Annotated in this window: 18 protein-coding genes; 4 read left to right on the plus strand and 14 right to left on the minus strand. The window is 45.8% G+C overall.

Annotated features, from left to right (window positions below):
* Positions 1 to 8: 8 nt before the first annotated feature.
* The 5 genes from AC23P2_RS28380 to AC23P2_RS28400 all read right to left on the minus strand — a co-directional run bounded on the left by AC23P2_RS28380 (position 9) and on the right by AC23P2_RS28400 (position 5550).
* Entirely contained in the window at positions 9 to 347 is a 339-nt protein-coding gene (locus AC23P2_RS28380; protein ID WP_472492524.1) for a PadR family transcriptional regulator, read from the minus strand.
* Between the two features lie 120 nt (positions 348 to 467).
* On the minus strand, positions 468 to 1052 hold the full coding sequence (locus AC23P2_RS28385; protein ID WP_487776331.1) for a hypothetical protein: 585 nt from the start codon (positions 1050 to 1052) through the stop codon (positions 468 to 470).
* 11 nt (positions 1053 to 1063) lie between these two features.
* Complete coding sequence (locus tag AC23P2_RS28390) at positions 1064 to 3421, minus strand: ABC transporter permease (protein WP_487776332.1); 2358 nt, start codon at positions 3419 to 3421, stop codon at positions 1064 to 1066.
* A gap of 90 nt (positions 3422 to 3511) precedes the next feature.
* The gene (locus AC23P2_RS28395; protein ID WP_028523031.1) at positions 3512 to 4189 is read right to left on the minus strand and encodes an ABC transporter ATP-binding protein; all 678 of its coding nucleotides are present in this window, start codon (positions 4187 to 4189) and stop codon (positions 3512 to 3514) included.
* Positions 4190 to 4299: 110 nt separating this feature from the next.
* The gene (locus AC23P2_RS28400) at positions 4300 to 5550 is read right to left on the minus strand and encodes an efflux RND transporter periplasmic adaptor subunit (RefSeq protein ID WP_487776354.1); all 1251 of its coding nucleotides are present in this window, start codon (positions 5548 to 5550) and stop codon (positions 4300 to 4302) included.
* Positions 5551 to 5990: 440 nt separating this feature from the next.
* Between AC23P2_RS28400 and AC23P2_RS28405 the strand changes: the two genes are divergently transcribed.
* Entirely contained in the window at positions 5991 to 7367 is a 1377-nt protein-coding gene (locus AC23P2_RS28405) for a sigma-54-dependent transcriptional regulator (protein ID WP_487776333.1), read from the plus strand.
* Positions 7364 to 8692 (plus strand): sensor histidine kinase, encoded by a 1329-nt coding sequence (locus AC23P2_RS28410; protein WP_487776334.1) that lies wholly within the window; start codon positions 7364 to 7366, stop codon positions 8690 to 8692. Before AC23P2_RS28405 ends, AC23P2_RS28410 begins: the two co-directional genes overlap by 4 nt.
* Position 8693: 1 nt before the next feature.
* On the opposite strand, the gene AC23P2_RS28415 is transcribed toward AC23P2_RS28410, so the two are convergent.
* The 4 genes from AC23P2_RS28415 to purU all read right to left on the minus strand — a co-directional run bounded on the left by AC23P2_RS28415 (position 8694) and on the right by purU (position 14016).
* Positions 8694 to 9905: a DUF1501 domain-containing protein gene (locus AC23P2_RS28415; RefSeq protein ID WP_487776335.1), complete on the minus strand. Its 1212-nt coding sequence runs from the start codon at positions 9903 to 9905 to the stop codon at positions 8694 to 8696.
* A gap of 27 nt (positions 9906 to 9932) precedes the next feature.
* Positions 9933 to 11369, minus strand: a complete 1437-nt coding sequence (locus tag AC23P2_RS28420; protein WP_487776336.1) for a DUF1800 domain-containing protein — start codon at positions 11367 to 11369, stop codon at positions 9933 to 9935.
* A 125-nt stretch (positions 11370 to 11494) separates the two neighbouring features.
* Positions 11495 to 13108 (minus strand): sodium:solute symporter family transporter, encoded by a 1614-nt coding sequence (locus AC23P2_RS28425; protein ID WP_472492514.1) that lies wholly within the window; start codon positions 13106 to 13108, stop codon positions 11495 to 11497.
* A 98-nt stretch (positions 13109 to 13206) separates the two neighbouring features.
* Positions 13207 to 14016 carry a formyltetrahydrofolate deformylase gene (gene purU, locus AC23P2_RS28430; RefSeq protein ID WP_472492538.1) on the minus strand — a complete coding sequence of 270 codons (810 nt, stop codon included), beginning with the start codon at positions 14014 to 14016 and terminating at the stop codon, positions 13207 to 13209.
* A 241-nt stretch (positions 14017 to 14257) separates the two neighbouring features.
* Here purU and AC23P2_RS28435 point away from each other — a divergent pair, with 241 nt between their 5' ends.
* On the plus strand, positions 14258 to 14713 hold the full coding sequence (locus tag AC23P2_RS28435) for a helix-turn-helix domain-containing protein (protein ID WP_487776337.1): 456 nt from the start codon (positions 14258 to 14260) through the stop codon (positions 14711 to 14713).
* Between the two features lie 114 nt (positions 14714 to 14827).
* Entirely contained in the window at positions 14828 to 17230 is a 2403-nt protein-coding gene (locus AC23P2_RS28440) for a 3-hydroxyacyl-CoA dehydrogenase/enoyl-CoA hydratase family protein (protein ID WP_487776338.1), read from the plus strand.
* Positions 17231 to 17338: 108 nt separating this feature from the next.
* Here the strand turns inward: AC23P2_RS28440 and lolA1 are convergent, their stop codons facing one another.
* From lolA1 to AC23P2_RS28465, 5 genes are all read right to left on the minus strand, one after another.
* Complete coding sequence (lolA1, locus tag AC23P2_RS28445; protein ID WP_487776339.1) at positions 17339 to 17968, minus strand: outer membrane lipoprotein periplasmic chaperone LolA1; 630 nt, start codon at positions 17966 to 17968, stop codon at positions 17339 to 17341.
* A 168-nt stretch (positions 17969 to 18136) separates the two neighbouring features.
* Positions 18137 to 20662: a DNA translocase FtsK 4TM domain-containing protein gene (locus tag AC23P2_RS28450; protein ID WP_487776340.1), complete on the minus strand. Its 2526-nt coding sequence runs from the start codon at positions 20660 to 20662 to the stop codon at positions 18137 to 18139.
* Positions 20663 to 20833: 171 nt separating this feature from the next.
* Positions 20834 to 21898 carry a quinone-dependent dihydroorotate dehydrogenase gene (locus tag AC23P2_RS28455; RefSeq protein WP_487776341.1) on the minus strand — a complete coding sequence of 355 codons (1065 nt, stop codon included), beginning with the start codon at positions 21896 to 21898 and terminating at the stop codon, positions 20834 to 20836.
* Between the two features lie 67 nt (positions 21899 to 21965).
* Positions 21966 to 23396, minus strand: a complete 1431-nt coding sequence (locus AC23P2_RS28460; protein WP_487776342.1) for an efflux transporter outer membrane subunit — start codon at positions 23394 to 23396, stop codon at positions 21966 to 21968.
* Complete coding sequence (locus tag AC23P2_RS28465; RefSeq protein WP_487776343.1) at positions 23387 to 26557, minus strand: efflux RND transporter permease subunit; 3171 nt, start codon at positions 26555 to 26557, stop codon at positions 23387 to 23389. Before AC23P2_RS28465 ends, AC23P2_RS28460 begins: the two co-directional genes overlap by 10 nt.
* Positions 26558 to 26564 lie beyond the last annotated feature (7 nt).

Consider the following 26564-nt stretch of genomic DNA (forward strand, 5'->3'; position numbering starts at 1 on the left):
TTATCAGGTTAGATTCCCAATGCAGGTAACGTCTGGGGTGAAATGGCATCCCACAAACGGTTTCGTTGTTCGCGCACTTCCTGTAAGGTTTTACTCCCCAGCACAGTCACACTAAACAGGCGCTTACGGCGCCCACCACGTTCGGCGGTTGCATCCCCCATTTTCGACGATAGCATTCCTTTTTCTTCAAGCCGATGCAAAGCCGCATGTACCGCACTAATGCTCACATTTCGTCCCGTTTGTCGGTCTAACTCGTCGGTGATTGCTATCCCGTAGGCTCCTTCACCAAGAATAGCTACGGTCAAGAGTACCACTTCTTCAAACTCGCCTAAATACGTTCGTTTCATAGTTGAATATTATTATTCCAAAAGGAGGGAGCCGTATTACTTCAACTTTTGTAGAATTAATACTTCCAAAAAAGGCTCAACCTCAAAAACAAAGGTTGAGCCTTCTTCAAACACCCAAGGCTATTTTTTCAAGCCCAATTCTTGTTCTATTTTTTCAATGATGTTTTTGCGTTCTTTTTCCGATTTATCAGCGGCATTGATTGTTCGCTCATAAATCACTTCTTCACCGTCTTTATTAAAACGGTAACGCATAAAAAGCTCGCCCGTTTCCGAGTTATATTTTACCTCTTTTTCAAACCCATCTTTCAATGGTTTAGGAATGGTATGGCCACTTCCGTGGAACCCATCTGAAAACTCGACTCCACTTGGGGGCGTTGGCGGAGTGGGTGGGGTCGGAGGAGTTGGGGGTACGGGTGGTGTAGGTGGAGTGGGAGGAGTCGGCGGTGTGGGAGGTACAGGAGGCGTAGGGGATTGAATTCCCAACGAATCCAGCACATGATCACGCAATTCTTTGCGTTCGGTTTTGCTCAAATGAGCGACGTCGAAGGTACGGTCATACTGAATCGCCCGACCGTCTATTGTTCCTTTGACCCGTATTGACATCGTTTGACCATTGTCATCAATACTGCTACTGATAGAGCGGTGTTGTTGGGCCAGGGCCATTGAACTCACAAACAATAACCCTACAATTGATAAAGCTTTCATAGCAAAAAAGGTTAATCGGTTTTCAATGATTTTACAGGATTCATCAAAGCGGCACGAATGGCCTGAGAACTCACGGTGAGCAGGGCAATAAAAACCGCCACAATGGCCGCCAAGGCAAAATACCACCATTCGATTTCGATGCGATAGGCGTATTTTTCGAGCCAACCTTTTAAGAAATACCAGGCAATAGGAAAGGCAATGAAAGTAGCTACCAACACCAATTTGATAAACTCCGCCGACAGCATACCTACCAAGTTGGTCACGCTGGCGCCGAGCACTTTTCGCACGCCGATTTCTTTGGTACGTTGTTCGGCAGTAAAAGCAGCCAACCCAAACAGCCCTAAACACGAAATAAAAATGGCCAAAAAGGCAAAGAAATTCGACAGTTGATTGACCACCTCTTCGCTTTTGTATTGTTTGGCGTATTCTTGGTCGGTAAACGAGTACTTAAACGGGAAACTCGGATTAAACTTCTTGAATGTTTTTTCAAGGTTCGCCAACGCATCCTTGGTTTTACCAGCCTCTGCCCTCACAATCACTACCCCCCAATTTTCGGTTTTGGGTTGTAAGCGTAAGATCAAGGGTTCGATGGTAGAGTGTAACGAGTTGTAGTGAAAATCTTTCATCAAGCCCACGATGGTTCCCTTGCGTCCCCACATGGTCATTTCTTTGCCAACGGGGTCTTTATACCCCATTTTTTTGGCACTTGCTTCGTTGATGATGTAGTTGGTCGTATCCATGCCGTATTGCTCGCCAAAATCACGTCCGCCTACCAGCTGAATGCCCATGGTTTGGATGTAATCGTACGAAATGGCATTTTGGGCAAACAACAATAGCTGCGTTGTATCTTTACCAGGCCACGTCACCCCTTGGGTCGATGAGCCGACTTCCAACGGATTGGCCTGCGAGAGCGTAACGTGCTTAATGCCTGGCTGACGTTGAAGTTCTTGTTTGAACGAAGAGAAATTGGTCTGTAAGTCGCCCTCTAACGGCATATACACCAGGTTTTCGCGGTCGTATCCCGAATTTTTGGTTTGAAGATAATCCAATTGTTCATGTACAATCACCATGCCCACAATGAGCATAATCGACAACGCAAACTGAAACACCACCAAGCCTTTACGGAAATAAGTAGCGCTCGGTTTAAACTTCAATGAACCTTTGAGCACCACTACGGGGTTGAGCGAAGACATAAAAAGCGCAGGGTAACTACCCGCTACTAAGCCCGTGAACACGGTCAAGCCCAACAAAGTGGCTAGAATGCGCGGGTCGGTGAAGTTGAGCGTCAGTTCTTTTTCGGTAAGAAGGTTGAATGTTGGCAATAACAAAAAGACCAACACAATCGAAATCAGCAGCGACAACGACGTAATCAGGATGGCTTCTCCCATAAACTGTCCCACCAAAACACCCTTAATAGCACCAATTACTTTCCGAACGCCTACTTCTTTGGCACGTTTGACGGAGCGTGCCGTCGCCAAATTCATAAAATTGATGCAGGCAATGAGCAAAATAACGATGGCAACAATCGAGAAAATCCGCACGTATTCGATGCGCCCACCGTCTTGCTTTCCCGAATCCCATTTTGAATACAAGTACGATTCGGGGTATGATTGTAAAAACAATTCGACGTTGCTGTCTTTATTTTTCGTTTTGATGTAGCCTTTGATTTTGGCGTTTACTTTCTCCAAAGACGCATTTTTGGCCAATAACACGTAGCAACGCGGGCCGTTATTCCCCCACTCTTTCGACCATGCGTTGGTTTTTTGCCAGCGGTCATAGCTCATCAAAAAGTCAAATTGTATTGAGCTATTTTTGGGAATTTCTTTGAGTACTCCCGTTACCATTACCGCATCTTTGTTGTCCACCTTGATGATTTTGCCAATGGGGTCTTGGTTAGGAAAATACTTTTGAGCTAATTTTTTTGAAATCACCACGCCATCAGGACGTTTGAGGGCTGTTTTAGCGTCGCCTTTTTCTAGGGGAAAACTAAACAAACGCAAAAAATCGCCTTGAACGTAACGTCCTTTTTCCTTGTCAAAGGTATTTCCTACGGAAAATAGCGGCTGTTCTTCCCACAAAAACTGGCTTGCCATTTCTATTTCGGGGATGTCTTTGGTGATGTTTTCAGCCAAAATCCCTGGCGTAGAAGGATAAGTCTCTATTTTTCCTGAATAATATTGGTTTTCCATCACGCGATAGAGGCGAGCGCCGTTGGCGTGAAAACCATCCATGTGTATTTCATCTTGCACCCAAAGCATAATCATCAGGCTGCAAGCCATACCAAGGGCCAACCCCATGATATTAATAAACGAATAAACCTTGTTTTTGAGCAGGTTGCGGAATGCAATCGTGAAATAATTTCTTATCATAGCTGTATGGGTAAAAGGCAATAGAAAGGGCAACGAATTGTAATAACTCAGTGCCCTTCACTCAAAAATATAATGGATAGGCATAGATGCCTACACGCGCATTTTTTCGGTCACTACCTTACCGTCAAACAAGTTGACGATACGGTGTGCAAAGCCCGCATCGTACGGAGAGTGCGTTACCATGACGATACTCGTTCCTTCGTCGTTGAGTTGAATAAGGAGTTTCATTACCTCTTCGCCGTTGGCAGAGTCGAGGTTACCCGTAGGCTCATCGGCCAAAATTAGTTTGGGTTTGGCAACGACCGCCCGCGCAATCGCCGTACGTTGTTGTTGCCCCCCCGATAGTTGTTGAGGGAAGTGATTGCGACGGTGCATAATGTTCATGCGGGTCAATACGGTTTCGACCATCTCTTTGCGTTCGTTGGCAGGTACTTTCAAGTAAAGCAACGGAAGCTCAACGTTTTCATACACCGTAAGTTCGTCGATAAGGTTAAAGCTTTGGAACACAAACCCGATGTTTCCTTTGCGTAGTTGTGCCCGTTGGCGCTCCGACAAGGTAGCCACTTCGGTTCCGTGGAAGTCGTAGCTTCCTCCCGAAGGATTGTCGAGCAAGCCCACTATATTTAGTAACGTAGATTTTCCACAGCCTGATGGCCCCATGATGGCCACAAACTCGCCATCTTTTACTTCCAAGTCTATTCCGTTCAGGGCTGTAGTTTCAACTTCTTCAGTTGAGAAGATTTTTTGAAGGTTGGTTATTTTGATCATGTTAGGCCCTTTACTCCCCCAATGGAGAAACGCCAGGGTAAGCGTTTTTGTGTGTTTATTTTCCCCGAGACTTGGCTGTTGAAGCCCCCATCGGGGGTTTGGGGGCTTAGTTATTTCATTTCTAGTACTTCTTTGTCTCCAAAGTTAGCATACGAACTGGTGATTACTTTCTCGCCTGGCTGCAAACCTTCGAGTACTTCGTAATACTCTGGATTTTTGCGACCAAGGGTAATGTTGCGTTTGCTTGCACGCTTGCCGCTGTTGTCTAAGACATACACCCAGTTTCCACCCGTATCGGAGAAGAACCCACCGACTGGTAGCAACATCGCTTTTTCGGCCTTACCCAAGTCCAAGCGAATCGGGGTCGATTGCCCACGTTTGATGCCTTCTGGTGCTCCTTTGGGGAAGCTCATATCTACTTCAAAACGGCCATTGCGTACTTCAGGATAAATGCGCGTGATTTGGAGGTTATGCTCTTTACCATTGAAATCAAAATGTCCCATTAACCCCACAAAAATCCGTGAAATATAGTGTTCGTCAATCGCTACGCGCATTTTAAAACCGTCCAAGTCATCAATTTGGCCAATATTTTGTCCTTGACTAATGTTTGAACCTACTTCTACGTCAATCGACGACAACATCCCGCTCACGGGGGCTTTTACGACCAAGTTATCAAGGGTTTGACGCCACAGCTCTACGTTTTTCTGCGTACGCACCAAGGTTCCCTCCAGCTGCGAAATCTGCATTTTGGCGTTTTCTTCTTGGTAGTTTTGCGACTCCGTTTCAATGTCACGTTGCTTTACCAACAATTCATAATCGCGTTTCGACTTCAAAAAGTCAGATTCGGGAATGACCTTGTCTTTGAACAACTTTTGGTTACGGTCGTAAATATCTTTGGCTTGGTCAATTTTAAAATCGAGTTCATTGAGCGTACGACGCATATTGAATCGGTTGACGCGCAACTGTTGACGCGTATTCTGAAGGTCGTTGACCAATCGGCTCGCTTCGGTTTCCGATTGCAAGAAGTTGAGCTTCAAGTTTTGGTTTTCAAGGCGCAAAAGCACTTGGCCTTGGCTTACCATGCTGCCACCTTCTACTATTTTTTCCTTCACGTATCCGCCCACAATCGCGTCAAGGCGAATCGTTTTGAGCGGCTGAATTACCCCCGTTACCACAATAAACTCATCAAACGAGCCCGTTGAGACGCTTGATACCGTCAGTTTATCGGCTTCTACGTTGAGTTTTGAACGTTTATCTGAAAAGAATACTTGGTATCCGATGAAGGCGATGATGGCGCTCCCGCCTACCACCAAAATGATACGCTGTGTATTCCAAAATTTCTTTTTCCGAACGCGATCCATTGATCCTTGTGTACTGTTGTTTGAAGTTTGGTTGCTAAGTGGATGTTTGACTTCCATGGGTGCATTTGTTAATTCTGATGAATTTAATTTTTTTAAACAATAATGGCTGTTAAAAACAACGCCTTGTCTGGCTCACGGTTCTCTAACCTAAACTAAAATCCTTCAATTGTATGTGTTCTTATGGCTGTATGAGTACTGTACCTCTCTTTATCCAATACCCGTGCCAGAACCATAAGTAGTTGAATTTTAGACAATTATTCAAAAATGCCATTTCTAATTTTGTCCGTTTTCGGACAAGCATTGTACGGCGGTGGACAGGATTAAAAAGTACGTATTTTCTTACTGATTGATTATGAGGGATTTTGTAACTTGGCACTCTTATTGGGTAAACTCCGTTAGAGTTTGAAACCCTCTGTAAACAACAATCGTATAAATACCCCATGCTTTCAGCCAAAATCCTCATTGTTGACGACGACGTAGATGTACTAAGCGCCGCTAAATTGATGCTCAAACGCCATTTTAGCCAAATAGATATAGAAAAAAATCCGCAACGAATTCCGTTTTTGGTCACCAATGGCGACTATGACGCGATTTTGCTGGACATGAACTTCACCCGCGACGTCATCAGTGGCAAAGAGGGGTTTGACTGGCTCGACCGTATTTTAGACATAGATCCGTTGGCGGTAGTCGTACTTTTTACGGCTTTCGGAAACGTAGAAATGGCCGTTCGAGCCATGAAATCGGGGGCGATGGATTTTGTTTTAAAGCCTTGGGAAAACGACAAATTGCTGGCTACGCTGCAAGCTGCCGTCCAAAAACGGGCAGAAAATAAAGCACATGCCAATGTGCAACCTACCTCCGCCACGCCCACTGCGCCGCCCAAAAACGTCAACAAACCGACCCAATCTGCTTTTTTGGCAACTAGCCCAATCATGCAGCAGCTGTACGCTACCGTCGAGCGCGTGGCTTCTACCGATGCAACAGTCTTGATTTTAGGAGAAAACGGGACGGGAAAAAGTGATTTGGCCCAACTTCTTCACCAAAAATCAAACCGTACCGAAAAGCCATTCGTTACCGTCGATTTGGGGGCTATTCCCGAAAGTTTATTTGAAAGTGAGCTCTTTGGAAGTGTCAAAGGAGCGTTTACGGACGCCAAAGAAGACCGCGCAGGACGGTTTGAAGAAGCCCATGGCGGAACGTTGTTTTTGGACGAAATCGGAAATTTATCGCTTCCCATGCAAGCCAAATTGCTTTCAGTCTTGCAAAGCCGCCTCGTGACGCGCGTCGGATCTAACAAGCCCAAGCAAATCGACGTCCGCGTGATTTGTGCCACCAACCAGCCCCTCGCCCAAATGGTAGCCGAGCGCACTTTCCGTCAAGATTTGCTGTACCGTATCAATACCATTGAGCTTCGCCTTCCTCCGCTTCGCGAACGCCCCGAAGACATTGTTCCATTGGCCGAGTTGTTCTTAAAACAATACCGTCATCAGTACAAACGAGTAGTGACAGCATTCAGTGCGGCACTCGTCAAACAGCTCCAACGCTACAATTGGCCTGGAAATGTGCGCGAATTGCGAAGTGCGGTAGAGCGAGCCATTATTTTGACCCAAAACTCCACCCTCCAACCCGAAGATTTCTTCCAAAATGCCTTTACCGAAGCATCGCAGTTTAATGAAACGTTTCAGTTGGAAGAAATGGAAAAACAACTGATTGTGAAGGCCATGAAGAAATACAACGGCAATATCACAGAAGTAGCGCGCGAATTGGGTCTTTCACGGCAAGCGTTGTATCGGCGCATGGAAAAATACGGACTATGAGACATTTCTCTATTGGTATTCTTTGGCGCATCGTCCTACTTGTGTTTTTTGTAGGGTTGGCAGTGTATTTTGGTAACAAAGAACAATGGACGGCCGTATCCCTGCTTGGGTTATTGGGCGCTGCCGCCATGTTTAACTTGTACCACTATGTCACGAACATTAACCGAAAACTTTCCCGCTTTTTTGAATCGGTTCGTTACTCTGATTTTGCAGTAAAGTTTCGTTCCGACGACAAAATGGGGGCTAGTTTTCGGGAAATTAATCAGCAATTCAACGAAGTACTCGAAGCCTTCCGTGTCGCTCGGGCCGAAAAGGAAGCCAATTTGCAGTACCTCAACACCATCGTTCAGCAAATCAATACGGGTTTGATAAGTTTTGGCAGCGACGGCCGCGTCGAACTGGTCAACAGTGCTGCGTTAAAAATGCTAAGTATTTATCGTCTTCGCCAACTTGAAGATTTACAAGAACCTCACCCTCAGCTTTTTTCGCTTATAGCAAACATCAAAACGGGCGTAAAACAACTCTACGAAACCCCCGACGATGAATCGCTTTCGGTACAAGCAACCCAAATTCAGCTACGGGGCAAAGTCCTTCGGATTGTGGTTCTTCAAAACATTCAGTCTGAATTACAACAGAAAGAAGTAGAAGCCTGGCAAAACCTGACGCGCGTACTTCGGCACGAAATTATGAACTCGTTGGCACCGATTTTGTCGTTAGTTGGCACCATGAAAGAGATTGTCCAGCTAGATATTCAACCAGAAATCCCTGAAAACGAAGGACTTCAAGATTTGACCGAAGCACTGCAAACCATTGAAAAGCGCAGTACAGGGATTATTCAGTTTGTGAATGCTTACCGCGACTTTACGGCGTTACCCAAACCTACTTTTGCCGAAATTTCGGTCAAAGAACTTCTTCAGCGGGTGGTTCAGTTGTTCCAAAAAAGCTTACAAGAATCGTCGGTACAATTAAAAGTGAGTGTCATTCCCGACACCCTTCTTCTCAATGCCGATGCGGATCAGATTGAGCAAGTTATCATCAACCTCATTAAAAACGCCATCGAGGCTTTGCAGGGCAACCCCGAGCCTCTGATTACCGTCAAAGCCCATTCGGACATCAACCAACGAACCTACATTGAAGTCGCCGATAATGGTTCGGGCATCGAGCCTGAGGCATTGGAGCGTATTTTTATTCCATTTTATACCACAAAAAAAACAGGCTCAGGGATTGGTCTGAGCCTATCAAGGCAAATTTTACAGCAACATGGTGGCTCACTGACAGCTACCTCAGAAGTTGGCGAGGGCACCACGTTTGTCATGGTGCTGTAATTTACCCAAACAATCGCACAGGTTCAAACGCTTGGCCGAGAACCAATCGAGAATCCGCTTTGAGCCAATCATCAAGCAACGTAGCGTATATTTGACGAAAATCTATTTTGTATTTTAAATCTCCGTTGTCTAAATCTGTCAAATCAGGCGCTTCTGACAATACTGGCTTCGTGCGGTGTGGCCCCCCAATGACAAATACGTTGTTGGCCGTACCGTGGTCAGTACCGTTGGAAGCATTTTGTTTGACGCGACGCCCGAACTCACTGAACGTCATAACCATCACATCATCCAAGCGATTATTCGACTTTAAGTCATCCACAAATACACCCACGGCTTCGGCATACTGACGCAACAGACGGTCTTGTTGGTCGTTTTGACGAATGTGCGTATCAAAACCCGACAACGATACATAATACACCCGGGTGCTTACGCCCGAGGTAATCAGCTCCGCAATGGTTTTGAGGCTTTTTCCCAACTCAGTTGTCGGATATAACTTACTAGATTTATGTATTTGGGCTTTGTTGTAAACATATTCGGCCGACGAAACGGTTTCTGCCAAGGTTTTGTACAGATACGCCACATTTTCGTGGTCGTGGGCAGGGGTTAGTTTTGAATTAGCCTTTACAAAACCGTTTTGGGTTTGGGAAAACAACTTTTCAGGATTTTGAAGTGCCAGCCCATTCAAATCTTTCCCCTTCAACGCCAAACTTAACGTATCGTCGATTTCGAGGGCTTGGTGCGGAGCGATTTTGGCACTTTGACCCGCACATTGTGCATCTAAATAACGTCCAATCCAGCCTGTTGATAGATACTCGCTGGCACTGCTTCCCGTTTGCCAAATATCCATCGAACGGAAATGCGAGCGGTCAGGATTAGGATAGCCTACATTGTTGATAATCGACACCAACCCGTTGTCGTACAATTCTTTGATTTTTTCCAGGGCGGGATTCAGCCCAATGTCGTCGTTCAAGCGCAGTACATTCGTTGATTTTATGGCGATAGACGGCCGTTCACGGTAATAAATATCATTCCGAAACGGCACCACAGTATTCAGTCCATCATTTCCTCCCGATAATTGGATGATGACAACCACTTTTTCGTTGAGCGTAGAAGGTGCAGAGTACTGCGTTTCGTAGGCTTTCAAAAACTGAGGGACTAATAACGAGCCTGCGGTCGTAAAAGTCGTATTTCTTAAAAATTCGCGGCGTTTCATGGTGCTGGTGGTAGTTAGATAGTGTGTTTAACATACTTGATACTCAGGAATTGACATCAGCGCTACCGTCAGCTGTTTCACTCGTTCGACACGACTTGACGCATTTCCTTGTTTATCAATTTGTTTTAATAAAGAGCTGTTAATAGGTACTTGTATCAAATGTGATGCCAGCGCTTCGGTAAGTTCTTGTTCAGAAAAAGAATCAAAAAAGGAGGCAAACTTTTCCCAATTCATCGTTACCTCAAATTTATTTTTCCGTTTCACCGTTTCTTCGTTCGCATCCCCGCTTTCTTTTACGCTTGCCGCCAGCATTTCGTTGCGAAAGAGCACTTTTGGCAGCTGCATTCGGGTCAGCAAACTTGAGCTATCAATCCAGGCTGTTCCCGATGGCCAGCCCGCCACGTTGGGGGGATTGAACAACGTTTGTCCCAATAGCTTTTGGGCATACAAGACGGGCGTTTTATCCACAAAATCCATCTGAAGCGTCCGCTGCATTCCCGCTAGTAACTCCACGGGCGACTTGATTTGCGCCCCAATATTGGCAGGGTTGTAAAACCAATCCTGAGTAAATACATACTCCATGACCTCCAAAATGTCACCATCAGTGCGTAAAAAGCGATTTGTCAATGCCTCAACGTGCTCGGGATTTACTTTTTGATTGACAAAATAGCGGTACAGTTTGGTAGAGATAAACTTCGCCGTTTTAGGATTGGCCAGCAGCATATCCACCACGTCTTCGCCCGTGAAATTGCCTGTTTTCCCAAATATAGTTTTACCCCCTTCGTCGTGGAATAGTGGCCGAAATACAAACTCGCCTGAGCCGTTAAAACCCCAGCCCGTAAACGCCCTTGCCGCCTCTTTCACGTCGTTTTCGGTGTAATTTCCGCGCCCCAGTGTAAACAATTCCATCACCTCACGGGCGAAATTTTCATTGGGGCTTTTTTTACGATTTTGTTGATTATTCAAAAATTGAAGCATGGCCGCATCTTTGGAAATAGCCATCAGCAAATCGCTAAACTTGCCGAGCGCGTGGCGGCGCAACGTATTGTTCTGCTGCTGAACAAACAATGCCATTCTACTACGACAAGCGAAGTGATTATGCCAAAAGAAGGTCATTTTTTCCCGAAAAGCCCCCGTTCCTTGCCCCATCCGAGCCACCCACGCATCGTTTAGATTTCCGATGCTTTCTCGGCGCTCTTCGGCTACGGCCTTTAACTTGTCTTTGATTCCGTCAAGTTCTTGGGTCGGACTGCCTTTCATGTCGCGTTTATCGTTCCGCAATGAAAAATAGGGCATTGGCTCAACGACATTGAAGTCGTGAACCTCTTTGCTATCTCGAATAAAATCCTTGATAACCCGTTGCCTCGGGGCCGAGAGCGCTGCTTTTACCTCATCGGGAGAAGCCCCAAATCCTGCCCGCCAAAAAAAATGTTGAAGCTGACGCTGGTGTGAATTTGCTTCCATAGTGTTTTCCTTGAACTGTTTTTTTCTTAGAACCACTCGGACGGAATAGGTTTAATATACCCACATTAAAAAATCCCCTGCTAGACTGGCTAACAGGGGATTTTTAGAAAAAACGAATTATTGATTTACCAGAATACCGTGTAAAGAATAGCGACAACAACTACTACAATCGCTGCTCCAACGGCAAATGTTCCTTTTACGCGGAACATCGACGCATCAATTTCAAGTCCTTTGTCGCTTGGTTTCCAAAGTCCCAGGGCAATCATTACTGCCACACAAATAAGGAACACGATTCCCATGCGGTCGAGGAACGGAACGGTTGACCAATCTGCCCCAGGAAGCCAGTTGTTGTGCATCGAGAACGCCAACAAGAAACCGCCCACAATCGCAAACATAGCACCCGCTGAGTTAGTCTTTTTCCAGAAGAAGCCTAACAAGAAAGCGGCAAATACCCCTGGCGAAACCAATCCTGTCATTTCTTGAATAAACTGGAATCCACCTTTTTTATCAATACCCATGTAAGGAGAAATCACAATGGCCAAGATCATCGCTACTACAATTGTCACCCGACCAATCCATACCAACTTTTTCTCATCAGCTTCTGGCGTAATGTATTTTTTGTAAATATCCAACGTGAAAATGGTCGAAATACTGTTTGCTTTTCCTGCCAACGACGCCACAATCGCCGCCGTTAGCGCTGCAAACGAAAGTCCTTTCAAACCTACTGGCAACAAGTTAAGTAATACTGGATACGCGCGGTCTTGATTTAGCTCTCCACCTTCAAGCATTTCGGTTTGGAACAAACCGTGCTGATATAACGTATAAGCAGCAATACCTGGTAAAACCACAATGATTGGCATCAAAAGCTTCAAAAATGCCGCAAACAAGATCCCTTCACGGGCTGTCTTGAGGTCGGCACCAAGGGCACGTTGCGTAATGTACTGGTTACATCCCCAATAGTTAAGATTCACAATCCACATTCCGCCAATAAGCACCGTAAGACCTGGAAGTGCCATGTATTGGGGGTGTCCTTCTTTAAATATCATGTGGAAGTGGTCTTCCGAATGTTCCATCATGGTTTTAAATGCCCCTGCCAAACCTGGCGCATTAAACTCTTGAGACACCAAATCCATGGCAAGATACGTCGTAGCCAAGCCTCCTAAAATCAAGAAAAATACCTGAATTACGTCGGTATAACCAATTACTTTCATCCCTCCTACCGTAATTAAAACGGCAAAAATGGCCAAGCACCACATACAAAGCGTAAAGTCAATTCCCGAGATGGTTGATACCGCCAAAGCTCCTAAAAACAGGATTGAAGTTAGGTTCACCAATACGTACAAAAACAGCCAAAAAATTGCCATAATCAAACTAACAGTGGTATTGTAGCGTTGATTCAAAAACTGAGGCATGGTAAAAATCCTGTTTTTGAGGTAGATAGGCATAAAGAATATCCCCACGACCAGCAGCGTTGCCGCCGCCATCCACTCGTAAGTAGAAATGGCAAGTCCCATCAAAAATCCATTCCCAGACATTCCGATAAACTGCTCGGCCGAGATGTTGGAGGCAATGAGAGAAGCACCAATCGCCCACCAAGTCAGTGAACCTTCGGCGAGGAAGAAGTCGGTTGTACTTGCTTCAGCTGATTTTTTTCGTTGGTAAATCCAGTAACCGTAGCCTGCGACTACGACAAAATACACTAGAAAGACTAAGTAGTCTAGGGTTTGGAGTTTTTGCATTTTAATTGCTGGGAGGTTAGTTGTTATTAGGGTCAAATACGTCGCAAGATACGGAAACGTCCATAAAAAAGTAGAAAAAATACCGTTTTAATACTATTTTACAAAATAATCGTTCGGTTGCCGTGAATAAATACACGGTCGTTGAAAACCAGCTTCAATGCCTTCGACAACACCGACTTTTCGGTATCTTTTCCAAGCGTTGCCATGTCAAAAGCGCTCAAACGGTGATCAACCTCCTTCACATCCTGAGCGATGATGGGGCCTTCGTCCAAATTATCGTTTACAAAGTGCGCCGTAGCTCCAATGATTTTTACGCCTCTGTCATACGCTTGTCGGTATGGATTAGCCCCAATAAAGGCAGGTAAAAACGAGTGGTGAATATTGACGATTCGATTGGGGTAATGTTTTACAAAGTCAGAGGTCAACACGCGCATGTATTTAGCTAACACCAGATATTCAGGCTGATAGATGTCGAGCGTGCGTAAAATTGCCTCCTCGTGCTCTTCCCGAGTTTTGTGTTCGTGCGAAATAAAATGGAACGGAATCCCAAACTTACTGACTAGCGGCTGAAGGACGTTGTAGTTACTAATCACCGCCTGAATCGTTGCGTCAAGTTCATCAAAAGCGTACCGTATCAACAACTCCCCAAGGCAATGATGCTCTTTGGTCACAAACAACACCACGTCTTTCTTTTTCTTGGGGTTCAACCGCAAGTTAAGTCCCGCAGGAAGCGTCGCCGTTAAATCATCCAATATACTTTTCGGATTTCCCTCTCCCTCAAATTCAGTACGCATAAAAAACTGACCCGACGGACTGACGTATTCGTCCTGACTAATAATATTTTGGTTGTGATTGTACAGCACATGCGTAACTTGGTAGATGAGCCCTTTGTGGTCTGGCCCATCCATGAGGAGAATCTGCTTCATTGAAGGTAAAAGTTGATTTGGTATTTTTATTCAAATGTACGAATTACGGCTATTTTACCCATTTAACATTCTTTAACTTCCTCAATAATCTCAGAATTATGAAAAATTCTGATGTTTGCACAAGGTTTCCAAACACCTATTAGCAGCCTTGTTTTATCAAGATTTTTAAATGAAATAGCCCATTCATGCAACGTTCCCCTAGCATTTTGCATCTTATTACAAAATGAGCAGCATTATGACGGGGGAGCGATTTCATTTTGGGCATTTGTTCAGGCGCGTGTCACTGGGTTTTCTCAGAGAACGCACCCAAGAACGTCCCAGTCAGCTCGTTCATCGGCTCTTTTTTTTGTTGAATCAAGAAAAGCTCTACCTCTCTCCGCATTTTTCGCTCGACTCGCTGGCCCTTCGCCTCAACGTGGCCCCATCGCTGTTGTCCAAAGCGCTTCGCGAAACCATCGAACAAGATTTTTTGGAACTTATCAATTATTACCGCGTTCAGGAAGCCAAGAAAATTCTTGCCAATCCCAATAACATCGAAATATGTCTCGAAAATATTTCGTCTCACTTGGGGTATCTTTCGCACAGCAACTTCCTCAAAACCTTCTACCAACATACCCTTCTCACCCCCGACGAATACCGCCAACAAATGAACTTGGTGTGCGGGCCGTTGGATTCTTAGCTACTTGAAGTAGTTGTCAGAGATATTTTTTAAAAATATTATGCTTGCATACTATTTTTTTCTACTTTTGGTTCACCAAAAATATCTCATTCAACACATACTGATTTAGATACAATGAACCGTAGCATTAAGAAAGTAGCCGTGTTAGGCTCAGGCATCATGGGGTCGCGTATTGCGTGCCACTTTGCCAACATCGGCGTAGAAGTATTGTTGTTAGACATTGTTCCCAAAGAACTCAACGCGGCCGAGCAAGCCAAAGGTTTGACGCTCGAACACCCTGCGGTTCGTAACCGTATTGTGAACGACGCGTTCCAAAATACCCTAAAAGCAAGCCCTGCGGCCTTGTACAGTGCCAAATTTGCGAGTCGGGTCAAACTTGGTAATTTTGACGATAACCTCGCCGAAATCAAAAATTACGACTGGGTATTGGAAGCGATTGTGGAGCGTTTGGACGTAAAACGGTCGTTGTTTGAAAAAGTAGATGCGCTTCGCAAACCTGGAACACTCATTACATCAAATACGTCAGGGATTCCGATTCATTTGATGTCGGAAGGCCGCAGCGATGATTTCCAAAAGCATTTCTGCGGAACGCACTTTTTTAACCCTCCTCGTTACCTCAAATTGTTTGAGGTGATTCCAGGTCCCCAAACCGACAAGTCTATCCTCGATTTCTTGATGCACTACGGAGACTTGTATTTGGGCAAAACTACCGTACTTTGTAAAGATACCCCTGGCTTTATTGCCAACCGTCTCGGGATTCATGCACTCGTAGAAACGATTCGCGTGGCGGCCGAAATGGGTCTTACAGTCGAAGAAGTTGATAAATTGACGGGTCCCGTGGTAGGTCGCCCCAAATCTGGTACGTTCCGTTTGTCGGACGTGGTAGGTTTGGATACGACGGTCAACGTTTGTAATAACCTCGTGCAAATGCAGCACGATGAATCAAGGGCCGCCTTTGAACTTCCGCCGATTATGGCCAAGCTGATGGAAAACAAATGGTTAGGCGATAAAACTGGCCAAGGTTTCTACAAAAAATCAAAAGACGAAAAAGGAAAAACGCTCATTTTAGCCCTTGACTTAAACACGTTAGAGTACAAGCCTTCAGTGAAAGTCAAGTTTGAAACCCTTGAAAAAACCAAAGTCATTGACGACCTCAAAAAGCGATTTAGTGTTTTATTAAAAGGAACTGACAAAGCGGGTGAGTTTTATCGTCGCACGTTTGCGAGCGGTTTCCGCTATGCTTCCAATCGTATCCCCGAAATTTCGGATGAGCTTTACCGCATTGACCAAGCTATCTGTGCGGGTTTTGGTTGGGAAATGGGACTCTTTACTACTTGGGATGCCATTGGGGTTAAGAACATGGTAGGCATCATGGAGTCGCTTCAGCTCAACCCTGCCCCGTGGGTATATGAAATGCTGGAAGCAGGGAATGAAACGTTCTATAAGGTTCAGGATGGCAAAAAATTGTACTACGATATTCCTTCTAAATCGTACAAAGCCATTCCAGGCCAAGAGTCGTTTATCATTCTTGAAAATAAATCACAAAACATCATCTGGAAAAACGCTGGAGCGTCGATTTACGACCTCGGCGACGGCATTGCGGGCGTAGAATTCCATTCAAAAATGAACACCTTCGGCGCCGAGGTCGTCGAAGGGCTTAATCGCGCGTACGCCATTGCCGAAAAAGATTTCCGTGGCTTGGTCGTCGGAAATGACTCTAACGAAGCTTTCTCAGCGGGAGCCAACTTGGCCATGTTGTTTATGTTTGCCATTGAGCAAGAATATGACGAAATCAACCTCATGATTGCGCAATTCCAGCAAACAATGATGCGCGCACGCTACTCGTCGATTCCTGTCGTAACGGCGGCCCACTCGTTGGCGCTCGGAGGTGGTTGCGAATTAAACTTACATTCCGACAAAGTCGTGGCTCACGCCGAAACGTATATGGGATTGGTAGAACTCGGAGTAGGATTGATTCCTGCGGGAGGTGGCACTAAAGAAATGGCACTCCGTTGCTCAGACTTGTACCAAGCAGGCGACCCTGAGCTCAACATTTTACAAACTGCTTTCATGAACATCGCACAAGCGAAGGTTTCGACCTCGGCGCAAGAGGCAGTGGAAATGAACTACATCAAAGCCGACCGTGACCAAATTGTGCTTAACCGCAGCCGCTTAATTGCCGAAGCCAAACAAGCAGCGGTAGATTTGGCCGAAAACGGTTACACGCAACCGAAACACCGCACCGACATCAAAGTACAGGGAAAAACGGGCTTAGCTTTGTTTAAAGCGGGAATTGGAAGTATGCGCATGGCGAATTACATCTCAGAGCACGACGCCAAAATCGCCGATAAGTTGGCGTACGTGATTTGTGGTGGCGACTTGAGCTATCCTCAAAACGTCACCGAACAATACCTCCTTGATTTGGAGCGCGAAGCTTTCTTATCATTGACGGGAGAGAAGAAAACGTTAGAACGTATTCAAGGGCTACTTACGGGTGGAAAACCTCCTCGGAATTAGTCGCTGTGTAGTCCTTGCCAACAAAAAGACCCTCCAACGAAAAAGACCTTCCAAGTTTCAAAAACTTGGAAGGTCTATAAAGGTCTATAAGACGAATCTTATTCTTACTTATCGGAGGTCGATTACCTCTACCCCTTTGTATTTTGAAGCGTCAAAGGCAAACGACTTGTCGTCCACTTTGACGTTTGGTACAAAACTATCTACTTTAAAACCAAGGCGTTGCCCGCTGCGTTGGAAGATTTTCCAGCTTTTCACTGACTTATCTTTTTTATCGACCTTGATTTGAAGTTTGGCCACTTTCGAATCTTTTTTCTCAGGTGTAAGTTCTACTACTTCGTAGGCTTTGCCAGCTTCGGTTACTTCTTCCAAGAAGGTGTATTTGTACCCTTTTTTATAGATAGTATATACCTTCGTTGGGTCAATATCCCCCGTTTCTTTCGGGTCGTAGTTATTAACAGTTGCTTCGTTGCTTTCTTTGATGTAGGTAGTCATGATTTTTCCATCGTTGAAAATCTCTTGACCTGCCATTTTCAAACGGAACTTCGTTCCTTTCACGGTGGCATCCCCTTTTAGGGTTTCTTTTGTTCCTTCATTGATGTATGTAAACGCAACTTTGAACGACGTCATCGTCTTGTACTTATTGCTCATTGCATCCAAAATGGTCGCAGCACGCTTGTCATTTTGGGCATTCGCGAAAAGGCTCATCAAAAGAGCCGTTGCAACTAGGGCTTTTCTCATTTAATATCTGTTTTTGTTATAGATGCTATATAGACGGCTTTTCATCGAAAACGTTTAAAACAGCACGCCTATATAACCAAACTTGATGGAGCAAAGTTACAACAAGTCGCATTGTGTTCAATAATAATTGGTCGGCAGAACACTGCTATCTGTCGAGACAATAAGACTTTACCCCATGTTTTTAAGCATTTGCTCAAGGGTTGCGATATCAGTTATGAGCACTTCACGGGCTTTACTGCCTTCAAATGGCCCCACAATTCCTGCGGCTTCGAGTTGATCCATGATACGCCCTGCGCGGTTGTACCCTAGCTTTAGTTTACGCTGAATCAGCGACGTACTTCCTTGTTGGCTCACGACAATCACGCGTGCGGCATCATCAAACATCGGGTCGCGGTCGGCCAAATCAATCGTTTCTTTGCCTCCTTCATCGTCATCACCGCTAAATTCAGGCAAATGATAGGCCGAAGGATAGCCACGTTGACTACCAATAAATTCACATACCTCATCAATCTCGTCGGTATCGGCAAAAGCACACTGAAGGCGAATCATGTCTGAGCCCGTCGAAAGTAACATATCCCCCATCCCGACGAGTTGTTCGGCACCTCCCGTATCCAAAATCGTTCGTGAGTCAATTTTCGACGTAACCCTAAACGAAAGACGGGCAGGGAAGTTGGCCTTAATCAAGCCCGTAATGACGTTGACCGATGGGCGCTGCGTAGCTACCACCAAGTGAATTCCGATGGCACGCGCCAACTGCGCCAAACGAGCAATTGGTTGTTCTACTTCTTTGCCCGCCGTCATCATCAAGTCGGCTAATTCATCAATTACCAATACGATATAAGGCAAAAAACGGTGACCCCGCTCGGGGCTCAACTGCCGCTGAATAAACTTAGCGTTGTATTCTTTGATGTTTCTCACACCCCCTTCTTTCAACAAATTGTAACGGGTATCCATTTCAATACAAAGCGAGTTGAGGGTATAAACCACCTTTTTGGTATCCGTAATAATCGCCTCTTCGCTGTTGGGGAGTTTGGCCAAAAAGTGGCGTTCAATTTTGTTGAACAGCGTCAATTCTACCTTTTTAGGATCCACAAGCACAAACTTGAGCAAAGCAGGGTGTTTTTTGTAAATCAACGAGGCCAAAAGCACGTTTAGCCCCACCGATTTTCCTTGGCCAGTTGCCCCTGCCATCAGTAAGTGGGGCATTTTGGCTAAATCGGTGATAAAAAACTCATTGGAGATTGTTTTTCCCAAAGCTACTGGCAAATCAAACGTACTTTCTTGGAATTTTTTACTAGCCAATACCGACCGAATCGACACCATTTCACGGTTTTTGTTAGGCACTTCAATTCCAATCGTTCCTTTACCTGGCATTGGCGCAATGATACGAATCCCCAACGCCGCCAAACTCAGCGCAATATCGTCTTCGAGGCTTTTGATTTTAGAAATACGCACCCCCGCTTCTGGAATGATTTCGTACAAAGTCACCGTCGGCCCGATGGTTGCTTTGATACTTGCGATGCTGATGCCATAATTAGCCAACGTTTCAACGATTCGGTCTTTGTTGGCTTCCAATTCCTCTGCCGTCACCTTCGACTGGCCTTCGCCTCGGTTATGCAGCAAATCAAGCGTAGGATATTTGTAATTGGCCAAGTCGAGGGTAGGGTCATACGGCCCGTGTAACTCCACCAATTCATCCGCTGCTTTGTCAGCATCGGAAAAAGGCACTACAGGAATCTTGGTCGTCGTCCCCGAAATTGGCGTATCATCTGTACTATCTTCTTTGGCTGCCACCACTTCGTCGGCATTTTCGACAATAAGTGTCAAATTAGGGGTTGCCTTTGGCGTTTTAGAGACTGAACTATTGGCCGTAAAATCAACCATTTGTGCTTTTTCTTCAGGCTCATCTGCTGGTTTTGTTTCCACTTTCGGCGGAGTGGCTGGGGCAGGGCGTTCTTTTGGCACAGCGGCTTCCTCTTTCTCCTCCAACACTACTTCAATATCCACGGGTTGAACACGCTTTTTGATGGGGCTTTCAACCATTTCGGCAAATTCATCAAAAGAAGAAATACCGTGAAAATAGACCATGATAATCCCTAATAAACCCAAAACAACAAACAAACCACCAAAACCAATGTATTTGTTGAGCAGGGCATTGATTTCGTAGCCAATGCCACCGCATAAAAAACTAAGCGAGCCAGCCGTATCGGTCTGAAATACGAAGAAGCCAAAAAACAACCCAAGCCACATCAGGTAAATCAATACCAACTGAGTAGTGCGCTGCAAAGGCAATAATTCACGTCCAAACGCGATTTTTACCCCTATTAAAAATAGGAGAAACGGTAATCCCAAAGCGGCGATTCCAAACCAGCGAAAAATAAAGAAGTGAGAAAGCAAGAGCCCAAAAAAGCCCATGATGTTTTCGGTTTCTTTGACTGATACCCGCATTTTGGTGGTAAAAGCCGAATCGACCACACTCTGGTCGGCCGCGCCTGTGAATAGGTACCAAACAAAAGCACCAAAAATATAAAGCGATAAAAATAGCAATACCCAACCCCAAACTTTACGACTGCGTGGGCTTGGATTAAACGGAATTTTCATTTGCCTGCCTCCTCCGCTGGGTGGGGTAGGCGGGGGTGGCGTCGTCCTGCGGTCTTGCTTCGACGAATTGGGAGGAATAACGTTTTTGGCCATTAGATACTCGTTGTAGGGTTTCGTTACTAATTCTTTTCGAGTTACTACTTTATCAAAAAATGCTAACGAAGAATAGACACAGTTATTGAGACCGTAGAAAAAAAGCATTCTACAGTACACAACTCACTCAGTATGAAGGTGTGCTGACGCACAAATGGGGTATGTGAAGCACTAAACGAGGGATTGACAGATGCGCTTTGCCAAGGCGGGGCCTTCGTAAATGAAGCCCGTATAAATTTGGACAAGGCTTGCTCCTGCCTCCAATTTTGCTTTGGCGTCTTCGGGAGAAGAAATCCCTCCTACTCCGATAACGGGAAAAGCCCGATTGGATTTTTCACAAAGATAACGAATTACCTCAGTAGAACGATGCGTTAGGGGAGCACCACTTAACCCTCCAGCCCCAATTTTTTTCACCAACTCTTCGTCTGTTTTCAAATCGGCGCGGCTGATGGTCGTATTTGTGGCAATAACGCCCGCTATCTGAGTCGTGGTGACTATCTCAATAATATCGTCCAACTGACTATCGGTCAAATCGGGCGCGATTTTCAACAGAATGGGCTTCGCAACAGGTGATGAGTGATGAGTGATGAGTGATGAAGTGTGCTGTGCTAGTTCGTTGGCTCTTTGCTTGAGCGCCGCCAAAATTTTCATCAATGGCTCTTTTTCTTGCAAATCGCGTAAGCCAGGCGTATTAGGGGAACTCACGTTGACGACAAAATAATCGACCGTATCATAAAGGGTGTCAAAGCTCTTCAAATAATCGTCGAGCGCCTCTTCGTTGGGAGTCAGTTTATTTTTACCAATGTTTCCACCAATCAAAATTTTTGTTTTTCGCTTCCGAAGGCGCTGGGCAGCGGCGGCAGCACCGTGGTTGTTGAAACCCATCCGATTGATAATGGCGCGGTCGGGTTTGAGACGAAACAAACGCGGTTTGTCGTTGCCGTCTTGTGGTTTGGGCGTTACCGTCCCGATTTCCACAAAACCAAAACCCAAGCACGCCAATTCATCCACCAATTCGGCGTTTTTGTCAAAACCCGCCGCTAATCCTACAGGATTTTTAAACTTCAACCCAAACACCTCTCGTTCCAAGGACGGGTCTTCAAAGTTGAATAATTGCCTTGAAAGAAACGGAACCCCTGGAATTTGAAAGAAAAACTTGAGGGTTCCACAGATAAAATGATGCACTTTTTCGGCATCAAAACGGAAGAGAATCGGAAGGATGAGCCACTTATACATGGCTACAAAGGTAAGGAAAAAATAAACCTGTCGGTCAGATTTAATCATAACCGACAGGCAATGAACGCTATTTCCAGCCTCCTCCCAAGGCACGGTACAAATTAACCGTCGTTTGTTGCTGCTGTTTTTGGGTATTGATAAGCACCAACTTCGCCTGCAACGCATTTTGTTGGGCAAAAAGTACTTCCAAGTAAGTAGCTCTCCCTGTCCGATACAGTTTATTAGACGTTTCTACTGAGCGAGTTAGCAACAGCGCTTCCCGATTTTTAAGGTCAAACATCTGAGCCAAGTTTCGTAGATTGGCCACTTGGTTGTTGACTTCGATATACCCATCTAAAATCGTCTTTTGGTAGTTATACAACGCTTCAATTTGCACGGCTTGTGCCCCTTTGAACTGTGCTATGAGGGCCGAACGGTTGATAATGGGTCCTGCCAAATTTCCTACGACCGAATAAGCCAACGACTGAGGCGTACTCACCAAAAATGTCGGGTTAAATGCCTGCATTCCTACCATTCCTGTCAAACTAAACGACGGAAAGAAAGCCGCTCTCGCTGCCACCAAATCGGCTTTGGTTGCTATAAGCTCTAACTCCGCCGCCCGAATATCGGGTCGGTTTTTGAGTAAATCTGACGGTACCCCCGTTTGAATCTGCGCGGCAATCGCTCGCGAGAGTTGGTTTTTATCCCGAACAATTGGCTGTGGAAAACGTCCCAAAAGCCCGTGAATGACATTTTCAGTCTCAATAATTGCTTGCACAATAGCCACTTCAGCGTGTTGGCTATTCAGAAGTTGGGCTTCAAACTGTTCTACGGCCAGTTCATTGGACGCTCCTGCTTGCTTTTGGACTTTTACAATTTTGAGGGCTTCTTCCTGTAAACCAATGGTTTGCCGAATAATTTCTAGCTCGTTATCAAGTGCCAATAAGTCATAATAGGCATTGGCAACACCCGCTACCAAGTTGGTCGTAATCCAATTTTTCGCCTCAACACTTGCCAAATAGCGCGCCAAGGCAGCTTCTCGCTGCGTTCGAAGTTTTTTCCAAATATCCACCTCCCACGAAGCCGTCAAGCCCACAAAAAAATCGGGCAGGTGGGTAGGAACAACTTTTCCTTCCACAATGTCAGTAGTAGCGTTTCCTGCTCCGTCCATGGTGTAAAGCCCAAATCGGCGTAACGCCGCCGAACCTCCCCCAAAAACAGTTGGCCGTAGTAGTCCTTCCATTGCCCTAACGTTGGCGCGGGACATCTCAATCCGTTGAATCGCCGTTAAAGCATCGAGGTTATTGACCAAAGCTGTGTCAATCAGCGCGGTTAAGGTAGTGTCTTGAAAATAGTGTCTCCACTGAATTTGGGCACTATTTGCCGTGTCTTTTCCGCTTACAAACGTCTCAGGCAGCGCCTTAAATTCGCGTTGGTTGGCCGTAGGTGGCACTTTACACCCCGCAATAACTCCCCCCAACAGCAGGATGATTAGCAGTTTTATTGGTTTTATATCCATTTTTTTAGGCGCTCTTCGGTAAGTGGTTTTTCTTCTTTTTTGGTATTTTTTTTCAATTTTTCGGCCAATGTGCCAAAAATGACGTACAATCCAGGAATGACAATCACGCCAAAAACAGTCCCAAAGAGCATTCCTCCTGCGGCCGCCGTGCCGATAGTTCGGTTACCAACAGCTCCTGCCCCCGTCGCAAACATCAGCGGCAACAAACCCGCAATAAACGCAAAGGAAGTCATCAAAATGGGTCGAAGACGGGCTTTCGCGCTCTCAATCGCGGCCTCAACCACGGTAGCACCTTCACGGTGGCGAAGTGTTGCAAACTCCACAATCAGAATCGCATTTTTTCCCAACAGCCCAATCAGCATGACCATCGCGATTTGGGCATAAATGTTGTTTTCTAACCCAAAAAAATGCAGAAATAAGAAGGTTCCAAAAATACCCGTTGGGAGCGAAAACACGACAGGTAGCGGCAATAAGAAGCTTTCGTACTGGGCCGATAACAACAAATACACGAACAACAAACAAATGGCAAAAATGTAAACGGCTTGGTTACCCGTTTCTACTTCGTCGCGGCTAATCCCCGCCCAGTCAATGTCATAACCCGTTGGGAGTTTTTCGCGCGCCGTTGCCTGCACGGCTTCAATGGCACTTCCGCTACTGTATCCCTCGGCAGCTTCACCGTTTAGCTCTGCCGAAGGGTACATGTTGTAACGGGTTACTTGATCGACCCCATATACCCGTTCGATACGCACAAAGGCCGACAAAGGCACCATTTCTCCTTTGTTATTCTTCACGTACAGGTTGAGGATGTCTTCGGGTTTGGCTCGGTACTGCGGCAGTGCCTGCACCATTACTTTATACATTTGTCCGTACTTGATGAAGTTGGTGGCATATTCACTTCCCAACAGGGTCTGCAAGGCGCCCATCGCTTTGTTGATGGTCACTTCTTTTTGCGCGGCTTTGTCTTCGTCAATGTGCAAAAGGTACTGTGGAAAACTCGCATCAAAAATGGTAAAAGCGGAGGCAATTTCGGGACGAGCTTTGAGGTCTTTGATAAACTGCGTGACGACAACCTCCATTGCTTTTAGGTCGCCACTCCCCGTTTTGTCTAACAATCGCAATTCAAATCCACTCGCATTGCCATAACCAGGAACGGCAGGCGGTGGAAAATACTCAAGGCGGGCATCTTTGATGTGTTTGGTTCGTTCGATGACTTGTTCGATGACTTCGTCCACCGTTTCTTTCCGATTTTCCCAGTCTTTGAGGTTGATTAAACACGTCCCATAAGTAGCTCCCGTTCCATCCGAAAGGATGTTGGTACCTGCCAAGGTAGAAATAGACTCCACCGATTCTAGGCTTTGACATGCTCGCTGCACTTCATCTACTACGGCCTTGGTACGTTCGAGGGTTGAGCCCGACGGCGTCGTAATACTCACATAAAACGTCCCTTGGTCTTCGTTGGGAATAAAACCTGACGGAATTAATTTCCCCAACATACCCGTCCCAGCACAAAACGCCAGCAGTATTCCCAACGTCACCACTCGGCGGCTGACGATGACCGACAGCAAGCGCTGGTATTGAACCGAAAGCCCTTCGTACCAACGGTTGAACCCCGCAAAAAAACGCGCCATGAATCCTTGACTACGGTGTTCGCCGTGGGTATTCTTTAAAAACAAGCCACACAACGCAGGCGTAAGCGTCAGGGCACTAACCCCTGAGAGCACAATCGCGATGGCCATCGTCAGCGAAAATTGTTTGTAGAAAATCCCCACGGGCCCCGTCATAAACGAAGTAGGAACAAAAACCGCCGACATCACTAAGGTAATGGCGATAATTGCCCCACTGATTTCTTTCATGGCTTTTTCGGTGGCTTTTCGGGGGGAGTATTTTCCCGTTTCTAGCTTTGCATGAACCGCCTCAACAACCACAATGGCATCGTCAATGACAATTCCGATGGCCAACACCAGCGCAAAAAGCGTGATAAGATTGAGTGAAAACCCAAACAACTGCATAAAGAAAAACGTCCCAATCAACGAAACGGGTACCGTAACAGTAGGAATAAGCGTAGAACGAACGTCTTGTAAAAACAAAAATACCACCAACGCCACCAAAATAAACGCTTCAATCAAAGTCTTGACCACTTCGTGGACAGACGCATCCAAAAAGCGAGATACGTCGTAGCTTAGTTCATAGTCCATTCCTTTCAGGAAAACCCTTTCTTTGATGGTGGCCATTCGTTCTTTTACTTGGGCAATTACCTCGCTGGCATTCGAGCCAGGAAGTTGCTTGAGCATGATGGCGGCCGTGGGGCGACCGTTGATTTTGGCTTCTACGTCAAAATACGTCGTTCCAAACTCTACCTCAGCAACGTCTCTGATGCGTAAAATCTGCCCATCGGCGTTGGACTTGATGGGAATGTTCTCGTACTTTTCGGGCGTATTGTACTTTCCTCCGTATTTAATAACATACTGCAAAGCCTGCGGCGTTTTGTCATTGCTCTCCCCTACTTTTCCTGGAGCAGCTTCCACATTTTGTTCTTCCAATGCCTCTAGTACGTCTTCCGTAGAAATGGCATAATTGAGCATTTTGTCGGGTTTAAGCCAAATACGCATGGCGTACTCCCGCGCTCCCAAAATGTCGGCATACCCTACTCCTTTCACCCGTTTGAGTTCGGCCAAGACATTGATGTCCGCAAAGTTGTAAAGGAATTTTTCCTCCATGGTACTATCTTGGCTGTAGATGTTGAGGTACATCAGCATGGCATTTTCTTCTTTGGCTATTTTTACGCCGTTCCGAATCACCTCCGCAGGAAGCTCTCCCATCACGGCTGCTACACGATTTTGAACGTTGACCGCAGCTACGTCGGGGTCAGTGCCTACTTCAAAAATAACTTGCACTACCCCCACCCCATCGTTTCCCGCATCCGACGACATGTATTTCATTCCTGGTACGCCATTGATAGCCCGTTCAATGGGAACAAGCGCCGCTTTGGTGACCGTTTCGGCATTGGCACCCGTATATTCGATGGTTACGTTTACTTCAGGAGGGGCAATGCTCGGGAACTGTGTCATGGGCAGTCGGGTGAGCATTAACAAACCCAGCAGGGTGATAATCATGGCGATGACTACCGACAACACGGGTCGATGTATGAATTGATTAAACATGGATTTC

The sequence above is a fragment of the Runella sp. R0.1_18 genome (assembly GCF_057652155.1).